Source organism: Arthrobacter sp. Dra40 (assembly GCF_059091905.1).
This window is the reverse complement of record NZ_JBNHHB010000001.1, coordinates 158,077-177,028: the sequence shown is the minus strand read 5'-3', so window position 1 is coordinate 177,028 and position 18,952 is coordinate 158,077. Positions and strand designations below refer to the sequence as shown.

Annotated in this window: 18 protein-coding genes; 6 read left to right on the top strand and 12 right to left on the bottom strand. The window is 63.3% G+C overall.

Annotation, left to right across the window (positions count from 1 at the left end):
- The first annotated feature begins 106 nt into the window (after nucleotides 1–106).
- From AC5RWT_RS00915 to AC5RWT_RS00895, 5 genes are read left to right on the top strand one after another with little or no spacing between them, the layout of a single operon-like run.
- Nucleotides 107–1,447 carry an MFS transporter gene (locus AC5RWT_RS00915; RefSeq protein ID WP_494078747.1) on the top strand — a complete coding sequence of 447 codons (1,341 nt, stop codon included), beginning with the start codon at nucleotides 107–109 and terminating at the stop codon, nucleotides 1,445–1,447.
- A gap of 33 nt (nucleotides 1,448–1,480) precedes the next feature.
- On the top strand, nucleotides 1,481–2,599 hold the full coding sequence (locus tag AC5RWT_RS00910; RefSeq protein WP_494078746.1) for a maleylacetate reductase: 1,119 nt from the start codon (nucleotides 1,481–1,483) through the stop codon (nucleotides 2,597–2,599).
- Between the two features lie 13 nt (nucleotides 2,600–2,612).
- A complete protein-coding gene (locus AC5RWT_RS00905) occupies nucleotides 2,613–3,536 on the top strand; it encodes an intradiol ring-cleavage dioxygenase (RefSeq protein ID WP_494078745.1) in 924 nt (307 codons plus the stop codon).
- Between the two features lie 58 nt (nucleotides 3,537–3,594).
- Complete coding sequence (locus tag AC5RWT_RS00900) at nucleotides 3,595–3,993, top strand: carboxymuconolactone decarboxylase family protein (RefSeq protein ID WP_494078744.1); 399 nt, start codon at nucleotides 3,595–3,597, stop codon at nucleotides 3,991–3,993.
- Nucleotides 3,986–4,882: an NAD(P)-dependent oxidoreductase gene (locus AC5RWT_RS00895; RefSeq protein ID WP_494078743.1), complete on the top strand. Its 897-nt coding sequence runs from the start codon at nucleotides 3,986–3,988 to the stop codon at nucleotides 4,880–4,882. Before AC5RWT_RS00900 ends, AC5RWT_RS00895 begins: the two co-directional genes overlap by 8 nt.
- Nucleotides 4,883–5,323: 441 nt before the next feature.
- Here the strand turns inward: AC5RWT_RS00895 and AC5RWT_RS00890 are convergent, their stop codons facing one another.
- From AC5RWT_RS00890 to AC5RWT_RS00855, 8 genes are read right to left on the bottom strand one after another with little or no spacing between them, the layout of a single operon-like run.
- The gene (locus AC5RWT_RS00890; RefSeq protein WP_494078742.1) at nucleotides 5,324–5,695 is read right to left on the bottom strand and encodes an FmdB family zinc ribbon protein; all 372 of its coding nucleotides are present in this window, start codon (nucleotides 5,693–5,695) and stop codon (nucleotides 5,324–5,326) included.
- On the bottom strand, nucleotides 5,695–6,522 hold the full coding sequence (locus tag AC5RWT_RS00885; protein WP_494078741.1) for an N-acyl homoserine lactonase family protein: 828 nt from the start codon (nucleotides 6,520–6,522) through the stop codon (nucleotides 5,695–5,697). Before AC5RWT_RS00885 ends, AC5RWT_RS00890 begins: the two co-directional genes overlap by 1 nt.
- A 9-nt stretch (nucleotides 6,523–6,531) precedes the next feature.
- Nucleotides 6,532–7,491, bottom strand: a complete 960-nt coding sequence (locus AC5RWT_RS00880) for an alpha/beta fold hydrolase (RefSeq protein ID WP_494078740.1) — start codon at nucleotides 7,489–7,491, stop codon at nucleotides 6,532–6,534.
- 7 nt (nucleotides 7,492–7,498) lie between these two features.
- Entirely contained in the window at nucleotides 7,499–8,698 is a 1,200-nt protein-coding gene (locus tag AC5RWT_RS00875; RefSeq protein WP_494078739.1) for a cytochrome P450, read from the bottom strand.
- A 27-nt stretch (nucleotides 8,699–8,725) separates the two neighbouring features.
- On the bottom strand, nucleotides 8,726–9,586 hold the full coding sequence (locus AC5RWT_RS00870) for an SDR family NAD(P)-dependent oxidoreductase (protein ID WP_494078738.1): 861 nt from the start codon (nucleotides 9,584–9,586) through the stop codon (nucleotides 8,726–8,728).
- Nucleotides 9,580–10,788: an FAD-dependent oxidoreductase gene (locus AC5RWT_RS00865; protein ID WP_494078737.1), complete on the bottom strand. Its 1,209-nt coding sequence runs from the start codon at nucleotides 10,786–10,788 to the stop codon at nucleotides 9,580–9,582. Before AC5RWT_RS00865 ends, AC5RWT_RS00870 begins: the two co-directional genes overlap by 7 nt.
- A 19-nt stretch (nucleotides 10,789–10,807) precedes the next feature.
- The gene (locus AC5RWT_RS00860; RefSeq protein ID WP_494078736.1) at nucleotides 10,808–11,791 is read right to left on the bottom strand and encodes a PDR/VanB family oxidoreductase; all 984 of its coding nucleotides are present in this window, start codon (nucleotides 11,789–11,791) and stop codon (nucleotides 10,808–10,810) included.
- Between the two features lie 14 nt (nucleotides 11,792–11,805).
- A complete protein-coding gene (locus tag AC5RWT_RS00855; protein WP_494078735.1) occupies nucleotides 11,806–12,984 on the bottom strand; it encodes a cytochrome P450 in 1,179 nt (392 codons plus the stop codon).
- Between the two features lie 123 nt (nucleotides 12,985–13,107).
- On the opposite strand from AC5RWT_RS00855, the gene AC5RWT_RS00850 reads away from it, so the two are divergent.
- Entirely contained in the window at nucleotides 13,108–14,025 is a 918-nt protein-coding gene (locus tag AC5RWT_RS00850; RefSeq protein WP_494078734.1) for a LysR family transcriptional regulator, read from the top strand.
- A 14-nt stretch (nucleotides 14,026–14,039) separates the two neighbouring features.
- Here AC5RWT_RS00850 and AC5RWT_RS00845 read toward each other — a convergent pair whose 3' ends face one another.
- The 4 genes from AC5RWT_RS00845 to AC5RWT_RS00830 all read right to left on the bottom strand — a co-directional run bounded on the left by AC5RWT_RS00845 (nucleotide 14,040) and on the right by AC5RWT_RS00830 (nucleotide 18,911).
- Nucleotides 14,040–14,576 (bottom strand): HtaA domain-containing protein, encoded by a 537-nt coding sequence (locus AC5RWT_RS00845; protein WP_494078733.1) that lies wholly within the window; start codon nucleotides 14,574–14,576, stop codon nucleotides 14,040–14,042.
- A gap of 7 nt (nucleotides 14,577–14,583) precedes the next feature.
- Complete coding sequence (locus tag AC5RWT_RS00840; RefSeq protein WP_494078732.1) at nucleotides 14,584–16,827, bottom strand: cytochrome P450; 2,244 nt, start codon at nucleotides 16,825–16,827, stop codon at nucleotides 14,584–14,586.
- Between the two features lie 13 nt (nucleotides 16,828–16,840).
- Nucleotides 16,841–17,998 (bottom strand): serine hydrolase domain-containing protein, encoded by a 1,158-nt coding sequence (locus AC5RWT_RS00835; protein ID WP_494078731.1) that lies wholly within the window; start codon nucleotides 17,996–17,998, stop codon nucleotides 16,841–16,843.
- A gap of 103 nt (nucleotides 17,999–18,101) precedes the next feature.
- Nucleotides 18,102–18,911: an SDR family NAD(P)-dependent oxidoreductase gene (locus AC5RWT_RS00830; RefSeq protein WP_494044449.1), complete on the bottom strand. Its 810-nt coding sequence runs from the start codon at nucleotides 18,909–18,911 to the stop codon at nucleotides 18,102–18,104.
- Between the last annotated feature and the right edge of the window lie 41 nt (nucleotides 18,912–18,952).

Below are 18,952 nucleotides of genomic sequence, written 5' to 3'. Positions count from 1 at the left end.
CGACTTACTTGTAGCGTATGCTCCACCCCTCCTAGTATCGCAGTGACCTGCCGCACATTCCGCGCCCAGGCTCGTCATCAGACAACTGTCTTCAAGGAGGAAGTACGTGTCGCTCCCCACACAGCCTCAGGCGCAGCGCTCGGCACTGCGCCGTGTCGCCGCCGCCAGCCTCGCCGGAAATGCAATCGAGTACTACGACTTTTCCATCTACGGTCTAGCGGCAGCCCTCGTCTTCCCGCAATTGTTTTTCCCGGACAACGACCCGTTCATCGCCACCTTGGCCACCTTCGGAACTCTGGCAGTCGGTTACATTTCCCGGCCGCTGGGCGCCGTTGTCTTCGGCCACTTCGGCGACAAGATCGGCCGCAAACCGATGCTCGTCTTCACCCTGCTGCTGATGGGCGTGGCTACGCTGGCCATCGGTCTGCTGCCGACGTTCGAGCAGGTGGGTCTCTGGGCGGCTGTCATGCTGACGGGCCTGCGTTTCGTTCAGGGCATTGCATTCGGCGGAGAATGGGGCGGCGCCATCCTCATGGCATTCGAGTACGCTCCCGAGAACCGGCGCGGCTTGTATGCCGCGATTCCGCAGGTGGGGCCCGCCACCGGCGCGCTGCTGGGCAACGCAGTGTTCCTGCTGGTGACCCTGATGCCGCAGGAACAGCTGATGACATGGGGATGGCGGCTTCCGTTCCTGTTCAGCTTCGTGTTGGTGATCGTGGGGATGTTCATCCGCCTGAAGATCGCTGAATCCCCGGAGTTTCAGGCCACTAAAGCCAAGGGACGCGATGTCAAGGTCCCGGTTGCATCCGTCCTGCGCAACAACTTGAAGGCGGTGCTGCTGGTCGGGGGAGGCTTCCTCGGGTTCGGCGCTTTCTCCGTCGTCGTGATGACCTACTTGGTGCGCTACAGCCAGAATGACATGGGCATCCCGGCCTCCACCATGCTGACTTTCACCATGATTTCCTTTGCCATCCAGATCCCCATGATCTTGCTTTCGGGACACTTGTCCGACCGGCACGGCCGGCGCGCCCTGACTATCCTTGGTTCTCTGGCCGCCATCGCCTCCATCTTCTTCATGTTCTGGGCAGTTGCCAGTGCACAACCGCTGCTCATCGGCGTTGCATACGCAGTGGGCTTCGGCTGGCTCTACACCATCTGTTACGGCATGCAGCCAGCCCTTTTCGCCGATGCTTTTCCGGCTGAAGTCCGCTTTACGGGCATGTCCTTGGGCTACCAGTTGGCCAACGTTGTAGGTTCCGGCTTCACCCCCATGATCGCCACCTGGCTGCTGCACTCCACCGGCAACATCTACGCGGTGCCGGTATTCGTTGCCGCAACGCTGGTCATTTCGATGATCTGCCTGCTCCGTCTCGCGGTGCTGGCCAAGGTTCGCAAAGCCACAGAGGGCTCCGGCCTGCCGGACAGCGAACCCGTCGCCGCCCGCTAGGCCCCCCAACCTATTTCCGCTCGAAAGGAAACCATGCATTTCGAACACAACTCTCTGGCCCAGCGGGTGCTCTTCGGGGCCGGCCGTGCCGCCGAGAATGTGGCCCAGGAAGTTGCCCGGCACGAGGCCCGCAACATCATGTGCATCTCCTCCGAATTTGAACTCCGCTTTGCTGAAACAGCTCTCGCCGCTGTCGATGTGAAGCTATGGCATTCAGAGGTCATCCAGCACGTCCCCATTGAAACGGCGAACAAAGCCCGCGAGGCCGCGAAGGCGGCAGGCATCGATCTCATAGTCTGCGTCGGCGGTGGGTCCACCACGGGCCTGGCCAAGGCCGTTGCGCTGACCACAGGCATCCCCATTGTCGCGGTACCCACCACCTATGCCGGGTCTGAAGCCACGAATGTATGGGGTCTGACGGAGGGCGCCACCAAGACAACCGGCGTTGATGACGCAGTGCTTCCGGTCGCCGTGGTGTACGACGCCGAGCTGACCCTCAGCCTGCCTGTCGCCCTTTCCGTCTCCTCCGGCCTGAATGCCCTGGCGCACTGCGTGGACTCGTTGTGGGCGCCGCGAGCCGATCCGATTAACCAGGCGCTGGCAGCAGAGGGCGTCCGCGCACTGGCAGATGGGCTGCCGCGGATCGTGGAGAACCCGTCCGGGTTGGAGGGCCGGGAAACCGCTCTCTACGGCGCTTATCTCTCAGCCGTCGCGTTCGCCTCCGCAGGATCCGGACTGCATCACAAGATCTGCCATGTGCTCGGGGGAACTTTCAACCTTCCCCACGCTGAAACGCACGCCACCGTCCTGCCCTACGTGCTGGCGTTCAATGCTCCTGCAGCACCCGACGCCGCAGCACGGCTTTCAGCTGCCCTACAGTCCGGCTTGCCGGAGGCGGCGTCCGTCGACGGTCTCAACCCTGCGGAGCAAGCCGTGGAACTGCTCAACGCCCTGCGCACCAAGCTGGACGCACCCTTGGCCCTGAGCGACTACGGCTTCAGCGAACGGGACATTCCAGAAGCAGTTAACCGGATTGTGAAGGCAGCACCGCCGTCGAATCCGGCCGAGGTGACGGAAGCTGCGATGGCCGAACTGCTGCAGGCCGCCCTTGAAGGAACCGTCCCCGCTGTGCGGATCCCCTCCAACGCCTAGGAAAGGAGCAGCCATGATGCCGGAACGTACCGAAGTCCAGGGTGCGCAGCTCTCCCCGCAGCAGGAAGCCGTTGAGGAGCGCCTGACCGCCAATGTGTTGGCGTCGTTCGAAAACTGCACCGACCCTCGCCTGAAGCATTTGATGCAGTCGCTGGTGAGGCATTTGCACGCTTTCATCCGCGACGTGCGCTTGACTGAGGAAGAGTGGAACAAGTCAATCGGTTTCCTCACCGACGTCGGGCGTATCACCGATGACAAACGCCAGGAATTCATCCTGCTCTCCGACGTCCTCGGTGCTTCAATGCAGACCATCAACGTCAATAACGAAGCCTTCGGTGACGCCACCGAGGCGACGGTCTTCGGGCCCTTCTTCGTCGATGACGCCCCGGAGATCCCGATCGGCGGCGACATCGCCGGCGGCGCCCCGGGCCAGCCCTGCTGGGTCGAGGGCACAGTCACGGATACCGACGGCAAACCCGTTCCCGGCGCACGGATCGAGGTCTGGGAAGCCGACGAAGACGGGTTCTACGACGTGCAGTACTCGGACGAACGGGTAGCCGGGCGCGCGCACCTGTTCGCGGACGAAGAGGGCAGGTACAACTTTTGGGGCCTGACTCCCACGCCTTACCCCATCCCGCACGATGGGCCGGTGGGCAGCATGCTCGAGGCCACCGGGCGCTCGCCGATGCGTGCTTCCCATCTGCATTTCATGGTGACCGCCGAGGGTATGCGCACCTTGGTGACGCATATTTTCGTGACCGGCGATGATCTCCTGAAGTACGACACGGTTTTCGGCGTCAAGCAGTCCCTGGTTAAGAACTTCGACGAACAACCCGTCGGCACACCGACGCCGGACGGACGGGATCTCGGCGGCAGGGCTTGGGCCAGGACCCGCTTCGACATCGTCCTGCCGCCGCAAGGCCTCAAAACTCACTGACCGATTTCGGCCCCTAAGCCGGTTCCCTTCCGAAAGGTCCGGCAACGAAAGGAACATGATGGACAAGCAGCACACGCACGAGGAGACGTTGGCCGAAGGCCTGGAAATCCGCAAAGAGGTTCTCGGCGCTGCACACGTGGAGAAGTCCATGGCGAGCGTGAGCGAGTTTGCACGACCTATCCAGGAACTCGTCACCGAATACTGCTGGGGAGCCACCTGGTCGCGCCCCGGTTTGGAACGCCGCGACCGCAGCCTGATCAACCTTGCCATGCTCACCGCGTTAAACCGCGGACACGAGCTTTCCGTACACGTCAAGGGTGCCATCAACAACGGTGTCACTGCGGAGGAAATCCGGGAGGTGCTGCTGCAAACGGCGATTTACGTTGGTGTGCCCGCTGCCTTGGAGTCCTTCCGCATCGCCGAAGCCACGCTGAAGGAGATGAGCGTTAGTGTCTGAACTGACCAGACCCCGCATCGGCTTCATCGGCCTGGGGAATATGGGCACGCCCATGTCGCGACGGTTGGTCGAAAGCGGTTATACGGTGACCGGCACCGACCTCGCCGAGGAAAACCGCAGGCGGCTGGCTGCAGCCGGTGGGATCGCGGTGGAGACCGCGATCCAGGTCGCGGACGCCTCCGACGTCCTGATTTTGATGCTCCCGAATTCCAACATCGTTGAATCGGTCCTGCTGAACGACGGCGTGGCCGCTGCCTTGCCGGCAACGGCCACCATTGTGGATATGAGCTCCTCGGAGCCGCTTCGCACGCGGGCGCTGTCTGAGCGGCTCGCCGCCGACGGCGCGGCTCGCCTGGTGGATGCCCCGGTTTCCGGCGGCGTGGGCGGCGCGGAAAAGGGGACGCTGATCATCATGGCCGGAGGCGACGGCGAGATCGTCGAGAATCTCTCTCCGGTGCTGTCGGTTCTAGGAAAGGTCCGCCACACCGGACCGGTGGGCTCGGGCCACGCGCTGAAGGCGCTCAACAATCTGCTGTCCGCCACCCACCTGCTGGCCACGTCGGAGGCTATGGTGGCCGGCCAGGAGTTCGGTTTGGATCCCCAGACGATGCTGGACGTCTTCAACGGCTCTAGCGGCCGCAGCGGTTCCACCGAGAACAAGTGGCCGAACTTTGTGCTGCCCGGCGGCTATGACTCTGGGTTCGGTCTCGGGCTCATGCTCAAGGACATGCGCATAGCCACGCAGTTGGCCGCGGATATCAACAAGCCATCCCGGCTGGGCGAACAGGCGGTGGCACTGTGGGGGAAAGCTGCCGACGAACTCGACGGCACTGCCGACCATACCCGGATCGCCCAGTGGGCCGGGCACGGTTCAGGCTCCGCAGCCTAAGCCTGGCTTCCAAGAGGCCATAACGTAGAAAGGGTGCCTCCCGGTCATCAAGCCGGGGAGGCACCCTTTCTACATTTACCTTGGACGACGGGCTGCGGAGCCGCATGATCTTTTTTCCGTCAACGCTGCCAATGAGGATGTCGTCTACGACTTCCAAGGCCGTGGTGGGATTAGTGAATCCGGCGGGATTGCCGGCGGCAATCCTTTCTGCGCTGAAGTCAACGGTATCGATCTCCACCACCTCGTAGCCGGGAGCGGGGACCACTCTTCCGGTTTGAAAACCCCTGAAAGTTTCAAAGTCCTCGATGTCCTGCCCGGTCGCCAGCAAGGTTCCCCGGGCCGTCCAGCGGAGGTTGTCGGGCATGAAGTCCAGCTCCAGAGTCTCCGGCTGTCCTCCGCCGTCCATGTCGAACCGTCTCACGTCCCTGCTTCCCCAGCCGGCTACCCGTGGCTGATGACCTGGTGCAGCTTGGCCGGCCCCTCGGCCTCGAATTCCCGGGTCTGGCGTTTGGTCTCCGCTTCGTAGGTGTCCACGTCGCCTCGATGCCGGGCGATCAGTCGCTTGCGGGCGGCTGGAGCCACATGGCAGAGCCCGGGAACATCTGGGTTATCGCGGCAGTCGACGCTGCCGGCTGCCGGCGCAACGGCACGCAGGCTCTCGCCGCTCAGTGCGAGTCCTTTGCTGGTGTACCGGCGACGGGCTTCGCCCTCGCAGGCCGGGCATGCCATTATTGGAGGCGCCGGTGACCGCACGAAGAGCTCGATATCTGATCGACATTCGGTGCAGCGGTAGTCAAACAGCAGGCGTCCCATCAGACGATTTCCTGCAACGGCCCGCCGAAGTCTTCCCAGTCGCGCGGATCATGCGCGATCCAGAGGTGTGCTTCTTCGGTGTCCTGCAGCCGCTTGAGCTTGGCGATGGAGGCCCGTTCCTCGTCATAATCCCAGTCGGAGGGATCGACTTCGTTCCATTCGACGGCCTCGCGCAGGTGCACGGTGTCGCCAGTGAGGATGATGTTCTGGGAGGGCAGCCGGACCAGGGCACTCAATTCGCCCGGTGTGTGACCGGGAGTGTGGTGCATGACGATGGACCCGTCGCCGAAAAGATCCTGGCTGGGAGCCTGAACCGTGTTCCAATCGAAATCCTTGACCTCGTCAGAGAAGTCAGAGGGATTGAAGAGGTGGGAGGTGGACGGGCCATGGCCCGCCTGCCACTGAAGCTCCCCTGGACCGGCATAGAACTTCGCCTGTGGAAACAGGTAGAGGCCGCCGGCATGGTCCGCGTGGGTGTGCGAGAGAATCACATGCGTGATGTCCTCGGGGCGAAATCCAAGTTTTGCCAGTTGCCGATCTATGCGCTGCTCCGGATTGCCGATGATCATGTCGCGTTCCGGCCGGCCTTCGGCATAGACGAGTCCTGGATCTTCGCAAACCAGCGGGTTCATGCTCGTGTCGAACAAGACCAGACCCTGCTGATGTTCGATGAGGTAGGCCGGCAACGGAATCCGGACGGTGCCTTCCGCGCCGACCACCAGATGGGCCGCGTCAATGTCCATCTTCGGGGAATCGAGTCCCCACATGCGCTGGTTCGTCCCCGGCGTCCGTGATTGCTGTGTCGACAGTTGCGTAGCTTGCGTCATTGCGTGCTCCTAGCTGAGGTTGATCCCGGACAGCCATTTGAGGACCGGTTCCAGGATGTCTTGCGTGTTGCTTTCAAAAATGAGTCCGTGCCCGTTCCCGCCGATCCCGACATCCCCCAGCCGGAGGTGGGAAACATCGGCCCCGGCACCCTCAAGGAAAGAGACCGTTTCGGCATCGTTGCCGGCACGGCCGGAGGCTTCTCCGGAGACCACCAGCACCGGCAGCCCGTCCAGTGGTTTCGTGCCGGCTTCGGATGGAAAGGGCACGGCAGCGACACCGTGGGCAAGGCGCCCGCGCGGACCGAGGTCTTGGAACGGCGGGCCGATGGGTTCCATTGAGACGACGGCGCGGATGCGTCCGGGGGATCTGGCCGCCGCCAGCCAACCCCCGGCTGCGCCGGCCGAGTGGGTGGCGAGCACTGCTGGGCCGGTGCGTTCGAGCAGGTCACCGATCCGCCGTGCATCCAGCTCCTGTCCCAGCGGCGTGTCCAGGAGCATGCCGGCAGAGGACGCCACCAGGGCATCCAGCTCCGCCCCGCCGGGCTTCCGCCCCCACGACCATGCGGTGTTACCCGCCGCCGTTCCTTCCGGCACGAAGACCTTGGCGGCGCCGGCATAATCCGGAAATCCAGTCCGTGCGCCAAGACGCTCCGGATCGTACGGCGAGCGGCCGTGGCCCGGCCTGTCCAGCAGATAGACGGGAAAGCCTGCCTCGACCAGCCTGGGTGCCCAGCCCGGTGCCTCCGAAGAGACCCCGAGCCAGTCTGTGGATTGCCCGCCGCCGCCGTGCACCAAGACCCAAGGGACCTGGTCCGTTCCCTCCGCCTGGGCTTCCCACTGCACCCATGAAGGCCCCAACTGCCAGGCGCGGTCGCCGGATTCCTGCACGTCACCCGGGAGGAAGAACCCGCCGGTCCGCACCGTCCGTGCCAAAGCATCGTGGTGCGGCACGGCGGTTCGTTCAGCCATGGCGGTCCTAAGTCTGTGCCGGCACCAGGCGTACGGGCACGTAGTCGTGTCCGAAAGCCTGGTAGTTCACGGTTTTGCGGGGCTCGCCGACCAGCTCAATCTTCTCGATCCGCTCGACCATGGCCCGCAGCAGCGTCCGGGCTTCCAGCCGTGCCACCTGATTGCCGGCACAGGTGTGGATGCCGAAGCCGAAAGACAAGTGCCCTCCCTTGAGGTCGCGGTCAACGAGGAACTCGTTCGGCGCATCGTACTGGCGCGGGTCGCGGCCGGCGCCGAGCCACATGGTCAGGATCTTCGCGCCCTCCGGGATGCGGACGCCGCCCAGAACGGTTTCCTTGACGGCATGGCGTCCCCCATAGCGGGACGCCGGGTAGTAGCGGATGGCTTCTTCCCACGCGTTATCCACCAGTTCAGGGTTGGCCCGCAGCTTCTCCCACTCCCCCGGGTTGTCCGCAAACGCACGGATCATGGAGGCGATGGATGCCGTGGTGGTGTCGAAACCGGCCGCAAAAATGGATTTGAGGATCTGCTGCGCGGTGTGCTCGGAAATCTTGCCCTCGTCTGCCATGGAATAGAGCTGCCAGCCGATTCCGCCCTCGCGCTGCAACTCACGGGCGGTATTCTTCTCGACCCATTCCATCGCCTCGGCGCCATTGGACAGCTTCTCGGCCTGCAGGTCGCTCGGCGGACCGAAAACATTGAACACGGCGTCGCCAAACTTGAGCAGCAGCTCGCGTCCTTCTTCGGGCAGGCCCAGCACGTCCGGGAAGACCTTAAGGACATACTTCACGGAGAGATCATCGTAGGCGTTGATCTCGGCCGGCCCGTTAGCGAGCATTCCGTCGATCAGCGCTTCGGCCTCCGACTTAAAATACGCGGACATCTTGGCCAGGTTCTCCGCGTCGAAAACCTTGAATACGGCCGATTTGGATGCGGTGTGTTCCGGCGGATCTTCCAGGATCAATGTGCGAGGCCGGAAGGGCGATGGTGCATAGAACGGGCGATCGGTGGACGAGAAGGTCCGCCAGTCCCGCAGCGCCTTTTGAATTTCCGCGAACCGTGTGATCGCGTAGTAGCCGTATTTCTCCATGAAGACCACGGGAGCGATCTCGCGTTGTTCGCCGTCGTACTTGTGAACATTATGGAGGGACTCGAGAGCGAAGGCATCGTAGTCGGAGACAGGCGCCTCGATGATGGTTTCAGTCATGATGGGTTCCTTTGGGAGGTTCTGCGGTTATGATCCGGCTTGGCGGGCCACCGGAGGAATGCCTGTGGTCATCCAGTCGAGGCGGCGTTGCACTCCGGCCTGCGCCATCTCCGGGTGCGTTAGGACAAAGAAATCGTTGCTGCGGATCGCTTCAAGAACCATGTCGGCCACCTCCGCCGGTTCAAGTCCGACTTCCGCCGTGGTGGAAGCCAACCTCTCCATGACAGCCAACCGGCCCGGTTCCGTCGCTGCCGGCACATCGGCCGGACGGTTGCGTTCGGCATCCGTCATGCGCGTCTTGACAGGTCCCGGTGCCAGCAGCGAAACACCTACCTTGCTGCCGGCTGTGCGCAATTCAATTTCGAGTGATTCGCTCATGCCGAGCACCGCGAACTTGGAGGCGCAGTAGGGAGTCATGGTCGCGGTTCCGGAGTTAAACGCCGCTACGGACGCCGTGTTGACTATGTGTCCGCCACCGTTGGCTTCGAGGATCGGCAGGAACACACGGCAGCCGTTGAGCACACCGAAGAAGTTAACGTCCATCACCCAGCGCCAGGCCTCTTCGGGAATGCTCAGGAAGCTTCCACCGGTCTCCACGCCGGCGTTATTGCAAACGACGTCGATCCGGCCGAAGGCTTCCAGCGTCGCCGCAGCGAGTGCTTCCATGTCCGCTATCTTGCGGACGTCCGTCCGGACACCGATCACTGTTCCCAATCCGGACAGTTCCCGGACGGCGCTGTCCAGCGCGGACTGTTCGACGTCCGCGATAGCCACGGCCATTCCCTCCCGGAGGAAGCGCTGGGCCATGGCGAACCCGATACCGCTGGCCCCACCGGTCACAACGGCGGTTCTTCCGGTGAGGTCCTTGATGCCGGGCACCGTTACCACGCTCCAATCAGAGAGGGGGTTTCGAGAGACTTGGGGAACATGAGTCGCTTGACCACATAGTCCTCGTCGGTGGTGAGCCGGCGGAGCTCCTCCATGTCCTGCTCCAGCCGCACCGGATCCGAGGAGTGGTACACCATGCGCTTGTTGTTGCTTGCGGCCGGATTGACCACGTCCACAAAGACCCGACGGCGTTCACGGGCATAGTCGTCCAGCACGCTCTCCCTCGCTTCCCCGTTGACGACGGCGGCAAGTGCCTCCGAGAGAACGTAGGTGTCGAACAGTCCGCTGGTCAGACCCAGTCCTCCGGTCGGGTTGGTGGCGTGGGCCGCATCGCCGGCGAGCAGAACTCGTCCCGATCGCAGGGTTGCCGCGGCACGCTGGTGCATGCTGTAAGGCGAGTAGGCCTCTACCACGACGTTCTCTGGGTCCTGGACGATAGAGGCGAAGAAACCGGGCATCCGGTCCTCGACTTCGTCAACCGGCAGGGACGCGTCCTCGCAGTACGTGTAACGCCAGAGCCCGGTGTCGCCGCTGTTGTCGATCTTCGAGATGATCGCGCCGAAACGATCGTCAATCAGCATGGTGGTCTGTCCATAGCCCGCTGACTCAAACGGGTAGCGGATATTCGTGGCCACAAAACGCTCGGGCCAGGTGAAGCCCTCGAACTCGATGTTCTGGCTTTCCCGGACTGCGCTGCGTGCTCCGTCCGCGCCGATCAGCCAGGATCCAGTGAAGCGAGCCTCGCCCTCGCCGGTTGTGAAAGTGGCTGTGACCTTCTCGGCGTCCTGCTCAAGGCCCACGAATTGGTGCCCCCAGTGCATCTGGGCGTGCGGATGCTTGGCCAGATGCTCAAGCGCCAACTCGGCCAGCACATTCTGTCCCATATGCAGATTGTGCGGGTGCTTGACCCTACCCTCCAGCGACCGCAGACCATAACGGACTTCTTCGCCGGTCTTGTGCACCTTATAGGTGTAGTCCTGCTTCAGGAATCCACGTTGCACAGCGTCCTCGTAGAGGCCCAGCCGTTCCAGGCCATCCAGCACCGACCAGTGGTACACCATGGCCCGGGGGGTCTGTGCGATGGCTTCGCCGCGCTCGAAGACATGCACGGGCACTCCGGCCCGTGCCAGGCCTAAGGCATTGAGGATCCCAACCGGGCCGCCACCGACAACGAGGACTGGCTCTTGTTCTTTTTCGCTCATCTTGTGTCTCCGGCCTTGGCTAAAGTTCGAGTTCGAGGACGTCGGACTTGGCGCGGGAAACGCAGATCATCATCATCTCGTTCGCCTCCTTCTCCTCGTCCGTGAGAATGGAATCGCGGTGGTCGGCTTGGCCGCACAGAATGCGGGTTTCGCAGGTGCCGCAGGTACCTTCCATGCAGGAGAAAATCACCGGAGCCCCGGCTTCCTCCGCAACCTCCACGATGTTGCGGTCTTCCGGGACCTCGATTTCAATCCCGCTCAGGGCAAGCTTGACCTTGAAGGTGGACTTCGTGGCGTTCAGCGCCTCGGCGTCCTTCGGGGCGAAACGCTCCAAGTGGAGCGTTCCCTCGGGCCAATGGCCGGTAGCGCCCTCGAGGGCGCGCAGCAGTCCTTCCGGACCGCAGGCGTAGATCTTCACCTTGTCCCGGGGGTCGCCCAGCAGGTCGGCCAGGTCGGGGAAGCCGAACTCGTCGTCGGGACGGATGTTGACCTTGCCGGGGTACGTGTCCGCGAGTTCTTTCCAGAACGCCATGGACGTCCGGGAGCGGCCCATGAATGTCAGCTTCCACTCGGCGCCGGTGCGTTCCGCTTCTTCCACCATCGGCATCATCGGGGTGACGCCGATGCCGGCTGCGATGAAGTGGTAGGCCGGGGACTTCACCAAGGCGAAATTGTTCCGCGGCCCGGAGACCTCGATGACGTCGCCTTCCTGGAGTTCCTCGTGCACGAACTTGGAGCCGCCCCGGCTGGCCGGCTCATTAAGGATGCCCAGCCGGTATGTTCCGCGGTCGTCCGGGCTACTGCAGAGGGAATACTGACGGCTGAGGCCGGAGGGCAGGTGCACTTCGATGTGCGCCCCCGGCTCCCAGGAAGGCAGGCCGGCGCCGTCGGGATGGACTAGTTCCAGTTCCGCCACGCAGTCCGAGGCAGCACGTTTGGCACGGACCTGCAATGGTGTGCGGGCGAGGGCGGTCTGGATACGCTCAAGGGTTTGGGCGGTCATGTTCTTCTCCTTACTTACTTCTCGAACCGGATCCGGACATGGCTCCAGCCGGTCCTCAAGGGGCGGCCGTTGGATACCGGCTCTGCCGCAAGTTCGAAGTTGCTGGTTTTTTCGATGATCTGGCGGAGCATCGTCTGCAGCTCGGCCCGGGCAATCGGCGCGCCCATGCACTGGTGCGGTCCGTGGCCGAAGGTCAGGTGCGGGTTCGGCGCACGGTCGGCAATGTACTCATTGCCGCGTTCGAACTTCTGCTCGTCGCGGTTGGCGGAGTAAACATTGAGCCCCACCTTGGCGCCCTCCGGAATGGTGATGTTGTAGGCCTCGACCTCTTTGGTGGTCCTGCGGCCGGTGTGGTGCAGCGGCGGGGCGAGCCGCAGGAGTTCCTCGACCGCGGACTCGATCAGCTCCGGGTTGCTGCGCAGTTCGGCCTGAGCCTCCGGGCGGCTGCCCAAGTAGGACATGATGGACCCGATGGCGGCCGTCGTGGTATCGGCCCCTGCGGAGAACACTTGGACTCCGATGGCCACAGCTTCCTCATGGGTTACCGGCCGGCCTTCGGGCTGCAGTTCCAGCACTCCTGACATGATGTCGATGCTGGGGTCCTGCGGATTGACCCGGCGGTCCTCAATCAGAGATTCCACCGTGGGGTTCCACAGGTTCTTGTTGACCTCGCGCATGGCTTCGATGTCATGTCGGACGGCGTCGGCCTTCGCCAGGCTGGCTGCCATCGTCTTCCATGCATCGTCGGGAAGCAGCATGAACTTTGCCAAAACCTGCTGCGGAACGATGGCGCCGAACTCCTCGATCATGTCGGCCTCTCCGGCCCCGATCAGCGGGTCGAGGTTGCTTGCGACGATCTCTTCGATGTCCGGAACCAGCATGGCCACGCGCTGAGGGGTGAAGTACTGGGAGAGGAACTTGCGGAAGAAGGTATGCGTCGGCGGGTTCTCTTGGATGGGGATGGACCGCATGAACTCCGGAAACTCCAGGAACGGCTGGCCGCTGGCATAGGTCCGCCAGTCGCGGGAGCCTTTCTGCACATCCTGATACCGCATGAAGTCGTAGAAACCGTCGTAGTCGCTGGTATAGGCCAGCGGGTGGTCGGCACGCAACCGGTCGTATTCGGCAGGGTAATCAGTGACCTGAATGGGGTTCCAGTCGTCCTGGATCCGGGTGTTTGCTTCGACGCTCACGATGTGGCCTCCTTGCTCATTTCTTGTGATGGGTATCACCGCTTGGCAACCACAGTAAGGTGACGGGCACAACACAGCCATATTTTCCGGACAAAATGAAGCATGGAGGCATACGATGAAAGTATGGACATACGCCACATCCGCTACTTTCTGGAGATCACCCGGCAGGGGTCCATCTCCAAAGCCGCCAAGGTCCTGCAGATGACCCAGCCGCCGCTGAGTGCAGCACTGAAGAACCTTGAAGACGAGCTTGGCGTGAAGCTCTTGGAACGAACGGCCCGCGGCATCGTGCCCACCCGGGCCGGTGAGTTGCTGCTGCAAAAGGGCGCGCGACTGGTCGACGAAACGGACCAGCTCACCCGCGAACTCAGCCGGCAGGGCAAAGGCCTCAGCGGCATCCTGCATCTGGCCGTCATCCTGCCCTTCGCTTGGGCATACCTGCCGCGAGTGCTCACGCGGTTTGGAGACCTGTCTCCGCACGCGGACGTCACGTTGACGGATGTGGAGCCGGGCACGGTCACCGAGGGGATCCGTTCCGGCAGACTCGACATCGCCATCGTCGCCACGGGCGCCCCGGAAAAAGTGCGCACCATGTACCAGGACGACCTGGTGATCGAACCGATCTCTAAGCTCTCGCTGTCGGCGGTACTGCCCAACAGATTCAAGGACGCGCCCAAGCAGGTTCCGTTGGACGACCTGATGGATGAAACCTGGCTGCTGCCCTCCCCAACCATCCGGGTACCGGGCATCACTGAAATGATGGTGGACTACTGGCTTGAAAACGGACTCTCCATGCCGCGGATGAAGTCCGTGAGCAGCCTCCAGACCACGCTGCCGCTGGTAGCCGCGAACATGGGCATCAGCATCATGCCGCCGGAGATCCAGCAAATCGCCAAGACGACGGTGGTCACTCGTGACATCAATCCGCCACTTCCTCCGCTGCATGTGGTGGCACTGTGGAGTTCCCAGCGGGAGCTCTCCGAGGTCGGCACGAAGTTCGTCGAGGTGCTGTTGGGCCCCCGGGCGAAGCGCCCGCGCTAACCGGGGCAGCCGGTTCACCCGCTGGCGCTGCCAGTGGAGAGCACGGAAACAGGATCCATCTCGACGCCGGCTTGGTACTGGTCGTTGAAGATCTCGACTCCCTCCGCCGTTAGCCGGGCGGCCGCCTCCTGCAGGACATAGCCACCGCCATCGGCAACTAGCGCGGCACAGGGCAGGTGCAGCACGGGAATCCGGGCGGTCCGGTCGGGCCATTGCCGCACGTCTACGATGCTGACCGTCGCGCCGCCCTCAACGAATGCCATCCAAGGATCCGCAATGAGGACCGACAGCATGCCGTAGTGCCCCCGCAGCCTGACCTGGCCACGGAACTTGAGGACCGTTTCACCCTTGAGCGGATGGGGATTTCCGGCGTCGGACGTGAAGCGGAAAAAGCTGCCGTTGACTATCGCGGCGCCTTCGTCCGCGGACACGGATCCGTCCGGAAGCCGGGAAATGTAGTTGATGAAACTGCGTTTAATGCCCCAGACCAGACCTGCGGGCGGGAGGTCCCCGCCCGCAGGCTGTTCTCCGGGCTCCAGTGCGGAGTTCACGGTGTCCCTACAGGGCAAGCTTGAGCGGACAGCCGCCCTTGGAGCGCGATACACAAATGAACATGCTCTCGCAGCTGGCCTTTTCATCGTCCGTCAGGATGGAGTCGCGGTGCTCCACGCTGCCCTCAATGACCGGCGTTTCACAGGTGCCGCAGGTGCCTTCGCTGCAGGAGGACAACGCTGGCAGGCCCGCGTCCTGGGCCACCTCGAGGATGGATTTGTCGGCCGGGATAGTCAACGTGACGCCGCTGTCCACGAACTCGACATCGAAGGCAACATCGCCGCTGGCGTCGATTGCCTTGGGCACAAACCGCTCCACGTGCAGGCTGCCGGCGGGCCAGTGCGCCGATGCTGCCTCCACCACGTTCAGCAATGGCTCGGGTCCGCAGCAGTAAATCAGCGTTTCCGGCTGGACGTCCTGCAAGTAGCCGGTGAAGTCCACGCGGCCATCAGTGTCCTCCGGAACAATGCGGACCCGGTCGCCGAAGGGCTCGAGCTCATTCAGGAACGCCATGGTGGCCCTCGACCGTCCGCCGTAGACCAGTGTCCAGTCGGCACCATCGCGTTCGGCCTGCGTGGCCATGGCCAGGATGGGGGTGATCCCGATGCCGCCGGCAATGAAGACGTACTTCCTGCTGGGCTGCAACGTGAAGTTGTTGCGCGGCTGGCTGACGGTCAGCGTCCCGCCTGGCTCGACGGTTTCGTGGATTGCCCGCGACCCTCCGCGTCCGTTCGGATCGTTCAGCACGCCGATGCGCCAGCTGTCCTGCTTGCCGCCCGGGGTGCAGAGGGAATACTGCCGCACGAAGTCCCCGACGTGCACGTCGATGTGCGATCCCGGCCCCCAGCCCGGCAACCGAGAACCTGACGGGTCCTCAAGCGTCAGCGACAGCACGCCGTCGGATTCCTGCCGGACTTCCCGCACACGCAGGTCAAGGGTCGCAGCTGGATCCGACGGAAGTTCAACGAGATGCCCGGGCGCATTCGCCGCAACATCCCATTCCACGGCGAGGCTCCGGCGCACCGGCAGCAGTGCCATCCGGATGAAGTCCAGATCCCAGTCCTTGGCCGGGCGCAGGCTCGGCAGGCGCTCAAAGAGTACCTTCAAACCGGTGGCCCCCTGGACCCGGGCCAGCGGCTGGCCTAGGCAAGTGTGGCGTCCCTTGGTGAAGGAGAGGTGGTTGCGCGGGTCTTCCCGGTGGATGTCGAACTCGAAGGGGTTCTCGTAGTAGCCGGGATCGGTGTTGGCGCTGGCTAGGGCGATCCAGACCATGTCTCCGCTCTTGATCTCCGCACCGCCGATCGTCACGTCCACGTTGGCACGGCGCGAGGCGAACGTTGACGACGGACGGCGTCGGACCGTCTCGTCGAAAACCGCCTGCCACAGCGCTGGATCGGACTGTGCATCGGTGAGCGCGGCAGGCGTCTCATTGAGGAAAATGACCGCGTTGGCCATTGCCTGTGCGGTGGTGTCCGTGCCTGCCGCAGAGAACTCCCCCAGGTGCAGTGCGATCTGGGCCTCGGAGAGGGAGTAATTACCCTCACGATCCTTGTCCCGCGCCATGACTGAAATCAGGTCGTCCGCTTCGCTCTCGCGCCGCTCGCGAACAAACCCGCGCAGCACCAGTTGGGCGGCTACGTAACAGTCCCAGACCTCGGTGCGGCGAGGCTCCGGCAACGGCTCCTGTGCGCTGGCGAGGATTTGGAAGAAGTCATCGCGCAACTGACGCATCATCGGTTCGAGCTCGTGGGGCAGATCCATCAACGCCATCAAGGTCTGCGTCGTCAGCTCCAAGCAGTAGGCGTCCATCAGATTCGCCGCGCCGTCGGACTCGATGCTGTCGATGATGCGGTGCGCACGTTCCTCGATCTGCGGGCGGAGTGCTTCCATCCGTGCCTGCAGGAAGCCCTTCTGGGCCACGCGGCGGGCGATGGTGTGCCCCTGAGGATCGGAACCGACGAGGATCCGGGAGATCAGTTCGGCCGGCATGGTAACGGCGTGCTTCGCCGGGACGGTGATGAGTCCGGCATTGCTGGCGCTGGAAAACTTCTGCCAGTCAGGGAGGATCATCTCGGCATCCTCGCGGCGGGTGACCACCCAGGCGTTGAGGTAGGGGTAGAAGAAGGTAGGGGTGCCCTCGCGAACGTCGGCGAAGTGCCGTGCGGGGTCGCGGTAGTAGTCGTCGCCCATCGCGTCGAAGTCAGGGGCGAGCGGCCCGCGTTCCCGGATACTGGTGGCATCGATGCTCATTAAAGAATTCCAATCAGAGGGCCGCGGACGCGGCGATGGTGGAGAGTTTTTGGAAGCGCAGCACGTTGTCGCCTTCGTCCATCACGCCGGCGGTCAGGCAGACGAAGGTCATGTCGCGTTCGGGGTCGATCCAGAAGAGAGTGGAGCCGGCGCCGTAGTTGCCATGCGTGCGCGGGCTGGTGAACGGCCCGAAGAAGGACGCGTGTGTGCCGGTCCCGCTGAGCGAAAAGCCCAGGCCGAAGTTGCCCTTCGGTTCCTCCCAGCCGCGCGAGCGCGCGATCATGGCGTACAGGTCGTTGGGCATGTCACCGGTCTGCAGCGTGGTGGCCGCATCCAGGACGGCAGGCGCAATGAGTTGCCGTCCGTCGAATTCGCCCTTGCGACGGAGCATTTCGGCAAAGGTGAAGACGTCTGCGGCGGTGCTCACCGAGCCCACCCACGGCATCTCGGCCTCCTGGTCAACTACCTCGTTGAGGATTTCCACATCGCGTGCGGAAAGCCAACCGTCGTCGGGAATGTAGGCCTTGAGCGGAACAATCCGGTCGTTCCACTCATCCAGCGGACCGAATCTGGTGTCGTTCAGGCCGAGCGGACCGAAAAGGTTCTTATCGGCCAGGTCGCGGAAGGAATCTGCTCCGTAGACGCGGCGCAGCATTTCGCCCATCAGCGCATGGTTGACGGCCGGCGAATAGGTCAGATTGGTGCCCGGCTCGTGGATGACATCCAGGTTGCAGATGGCCTCTATCGTGTTGGCCAGGTTCCCCAGCTGCTCCGTGGGCAACGGTTCCGGCGTGGCAGGCATGCCCGAGCGGTGGGTGAGCAGGTGGGCCAGGTTGACCCGATCCTTGCGCAGCATGCGGAAGCGCGAGGGGCCGAAGAACTCCGGAATGATATCCACCACGCGGGTACTCAAAGCCAGCTTGCCCTCACCGAGTGCCTGGTAGACAAGCGCGTTGGTGAACGCCTTGGTCAAGGACAGGACGCGGAACATGCTGTCCCGCTGCATCTCGCGCTTGGCCGCGCGGTCGGCCCAGCCGAGCGTGGCGTCGAGGCCGACTTCGCCGTGCCGGGCGACGATGATGCGGGCGCCGTCGTAGTTACCTGCGCTGATGTCGTTGCTGATGGTGGATTCGAGCAGTTCGAGGGTTTCGGGATTCAGTCCGTGGTTCATGATCGGGCTCCTGAAGGTCTTAGGAAATCTAAAGCAGAACAAAGGCGGGAAGAACGACGGCGGCGGGCAGCCGCCGTCGGACTTTGCGGCAATGCGCGGGGTGCTACATGTGCAGCCCGCCGGAGGGCGAAAGCGTCTGTCCGGTGTAGTAGGCGCCGGAGTCGCTGGCCAGGAAGAGCAGCGTTTCGGCGATTTCTTGCGGAGTGGCCGGCCGCTTGATCGGCTGCATGCCGATCAGCATGTTGGTGATTTCCTCGGGCTGCTGGCGGAACAGCGGGGTGTCCACGGCGCCCGGTGCGATCGCGTTGACCCGGATATTGAAGGGAGCCAGCTCTGCTGCGGCGCCGCGGGTCATGCCCAGCACCCCGGCCTTGGAAGCCGGGTAGTACAGCGGCATCGGCACGCCGAGCAAGGCCGCGGAGCTGGATACGTTCACTATGGCACCGCCGCCGGTGCGCTTGAGCAGGGGCGCGGCGGCGCGCATGACGTAGAACGGGCCGAAGAGGTTGATCTCCAGGACACGGCGGAAATCCTCGTCGGTGATATCGCCCAAGAAGTCCGGGAAATACTCCTCGCCGGACTTTGCCGCATTAAAGGACCGAACGTTGGACTCCACCAACTTGTCGTTGGCGGCCTTGTTGGGCGCATTGACTCCGGCTGCATTGATCACGACGTCCAGCCGGCCGAACTCGGCATCCAGCTTCGCGAAGGCATCGTTGACGGCAGCACTGTTAGTCACGTCCAGGGCTATGGCCATCGACCCGTGGATCTTTGAGAACTCACGAGCCAGTCCTTCTTCGGAAACGTCCGCGCCCACCACGGAAGCGCCTGCCGCGGCAAAGGCCTGCGCAGTGGCCAGGCCGATACCCGACGCCGCTCCGGTGATGAACGCTACTTTGCCGTCAAGGTTCATTGCGTCCTGCCATCCTCCGCCCTCAATAGGCGGTTCAAAAT

What these genes read in the sequence shown, in the direction of transcription:
- AC5RWT_RS00910 (WP_494078746.1), top strand. Translation starts at nt 1,481, where the DNA reads ATGCATTTCGAACACAACTCTCTGGCCCAGCGGGTGCTCTTCGGGGCC.
- AC5RWT_RS00905 (WP_494078745.1), top strand. Translation starts at nt 2,613, where the DNA reads ATGATGCCGGAACGTACCGAAGTCCAGGGTGCGCAGCTCTCCCCGCAG.
- AC5RWT_RS00900 (WP_494078744.1), top strand. Translation starts at nt 3,595, where the DNA reads ATGGACAAGCAGCACACGCACGAGGAGACGTTGGCCGAAGGCCTGGAA.
- AC5RWT_RS00890 (WP_494078742.1), bottom strand. Translation starts at nt 5,695, where the DNA reads ATGGGACGCCTGCTGTTTGACTACCGCTGCACCGAATGTCGATCAGAT.
- AC5RWT_RS00885 (WP_494078741.1), bottom strand. Translation starts at nt 6,522, where the DNA reads ATGACGCAAGCTACGCAACTGTCGACACAGCAATCACGGACGCCGGGG.
- AC5RWT_RS00880 (WP_494078740.1), bottom strand. Translation starts at nt 7,491, where the DNA reads ATGGCTGAACGAACCGCCGTGCCGCACCACGATGCTTTGGCACGGACG.
- AC5RWT_RS00875 (WP_494078739.1), bottom strand. Translation starts at nt 8,698, where the DNA reads ATGACTGAAACCATCATCGAGGCGCCTGTCTCCGACTACGATGCCTTC.
- AC5RWT_RS00865 (WP_494078737.1), bottom strand. Translation starts at nt 10,788, where the DNA reads ATGAGCGAAAAAGAACAAGAGCCAGTCCTCGTTGTCGGTGGCGGCCCG.
- AC5RWT_RS00860 (WP_494078736.1), bottom strand. Translation starts at nt 11,791, where the DNA reads ATGACCGCCCAAACCCTTGAGCGTATCCAGACCGCCCTCGCCCGCACA.
- AC5RWT_RS00850 (WP_494078734.1), top strand. Translation starts at nt 13,108, where the DNA reads ATGGACATACGCCACATCCGCTACTTTCTGGAGATCACCCGGCAGGGG.
- AC5RWT_RS00840 (WP_494078732.1), bottom strand. Translation starts at nt 16,827, where the DNA reads ATGAGCATCGATGCCACCAGTATCCGGGAACGCGGGCCGCTCGCCCCT.
- AC5RWT_RS00835 (WP_494078731.1), bottom strand. Translation starts at nt 17,998, where the DNA reads ATGAACCACGGACTGAATCCCGAAACCCTCGAACTGCTCGAATCCACC.
- AC5RWT_RS00830 (WP_494044449.1), bottom strand. Translation starts at nt 18,911, where the DNA reads ATGAACCTTGACGGCAAAGTAGCGTTCATCACCGGAGCGGCGTCGGGT.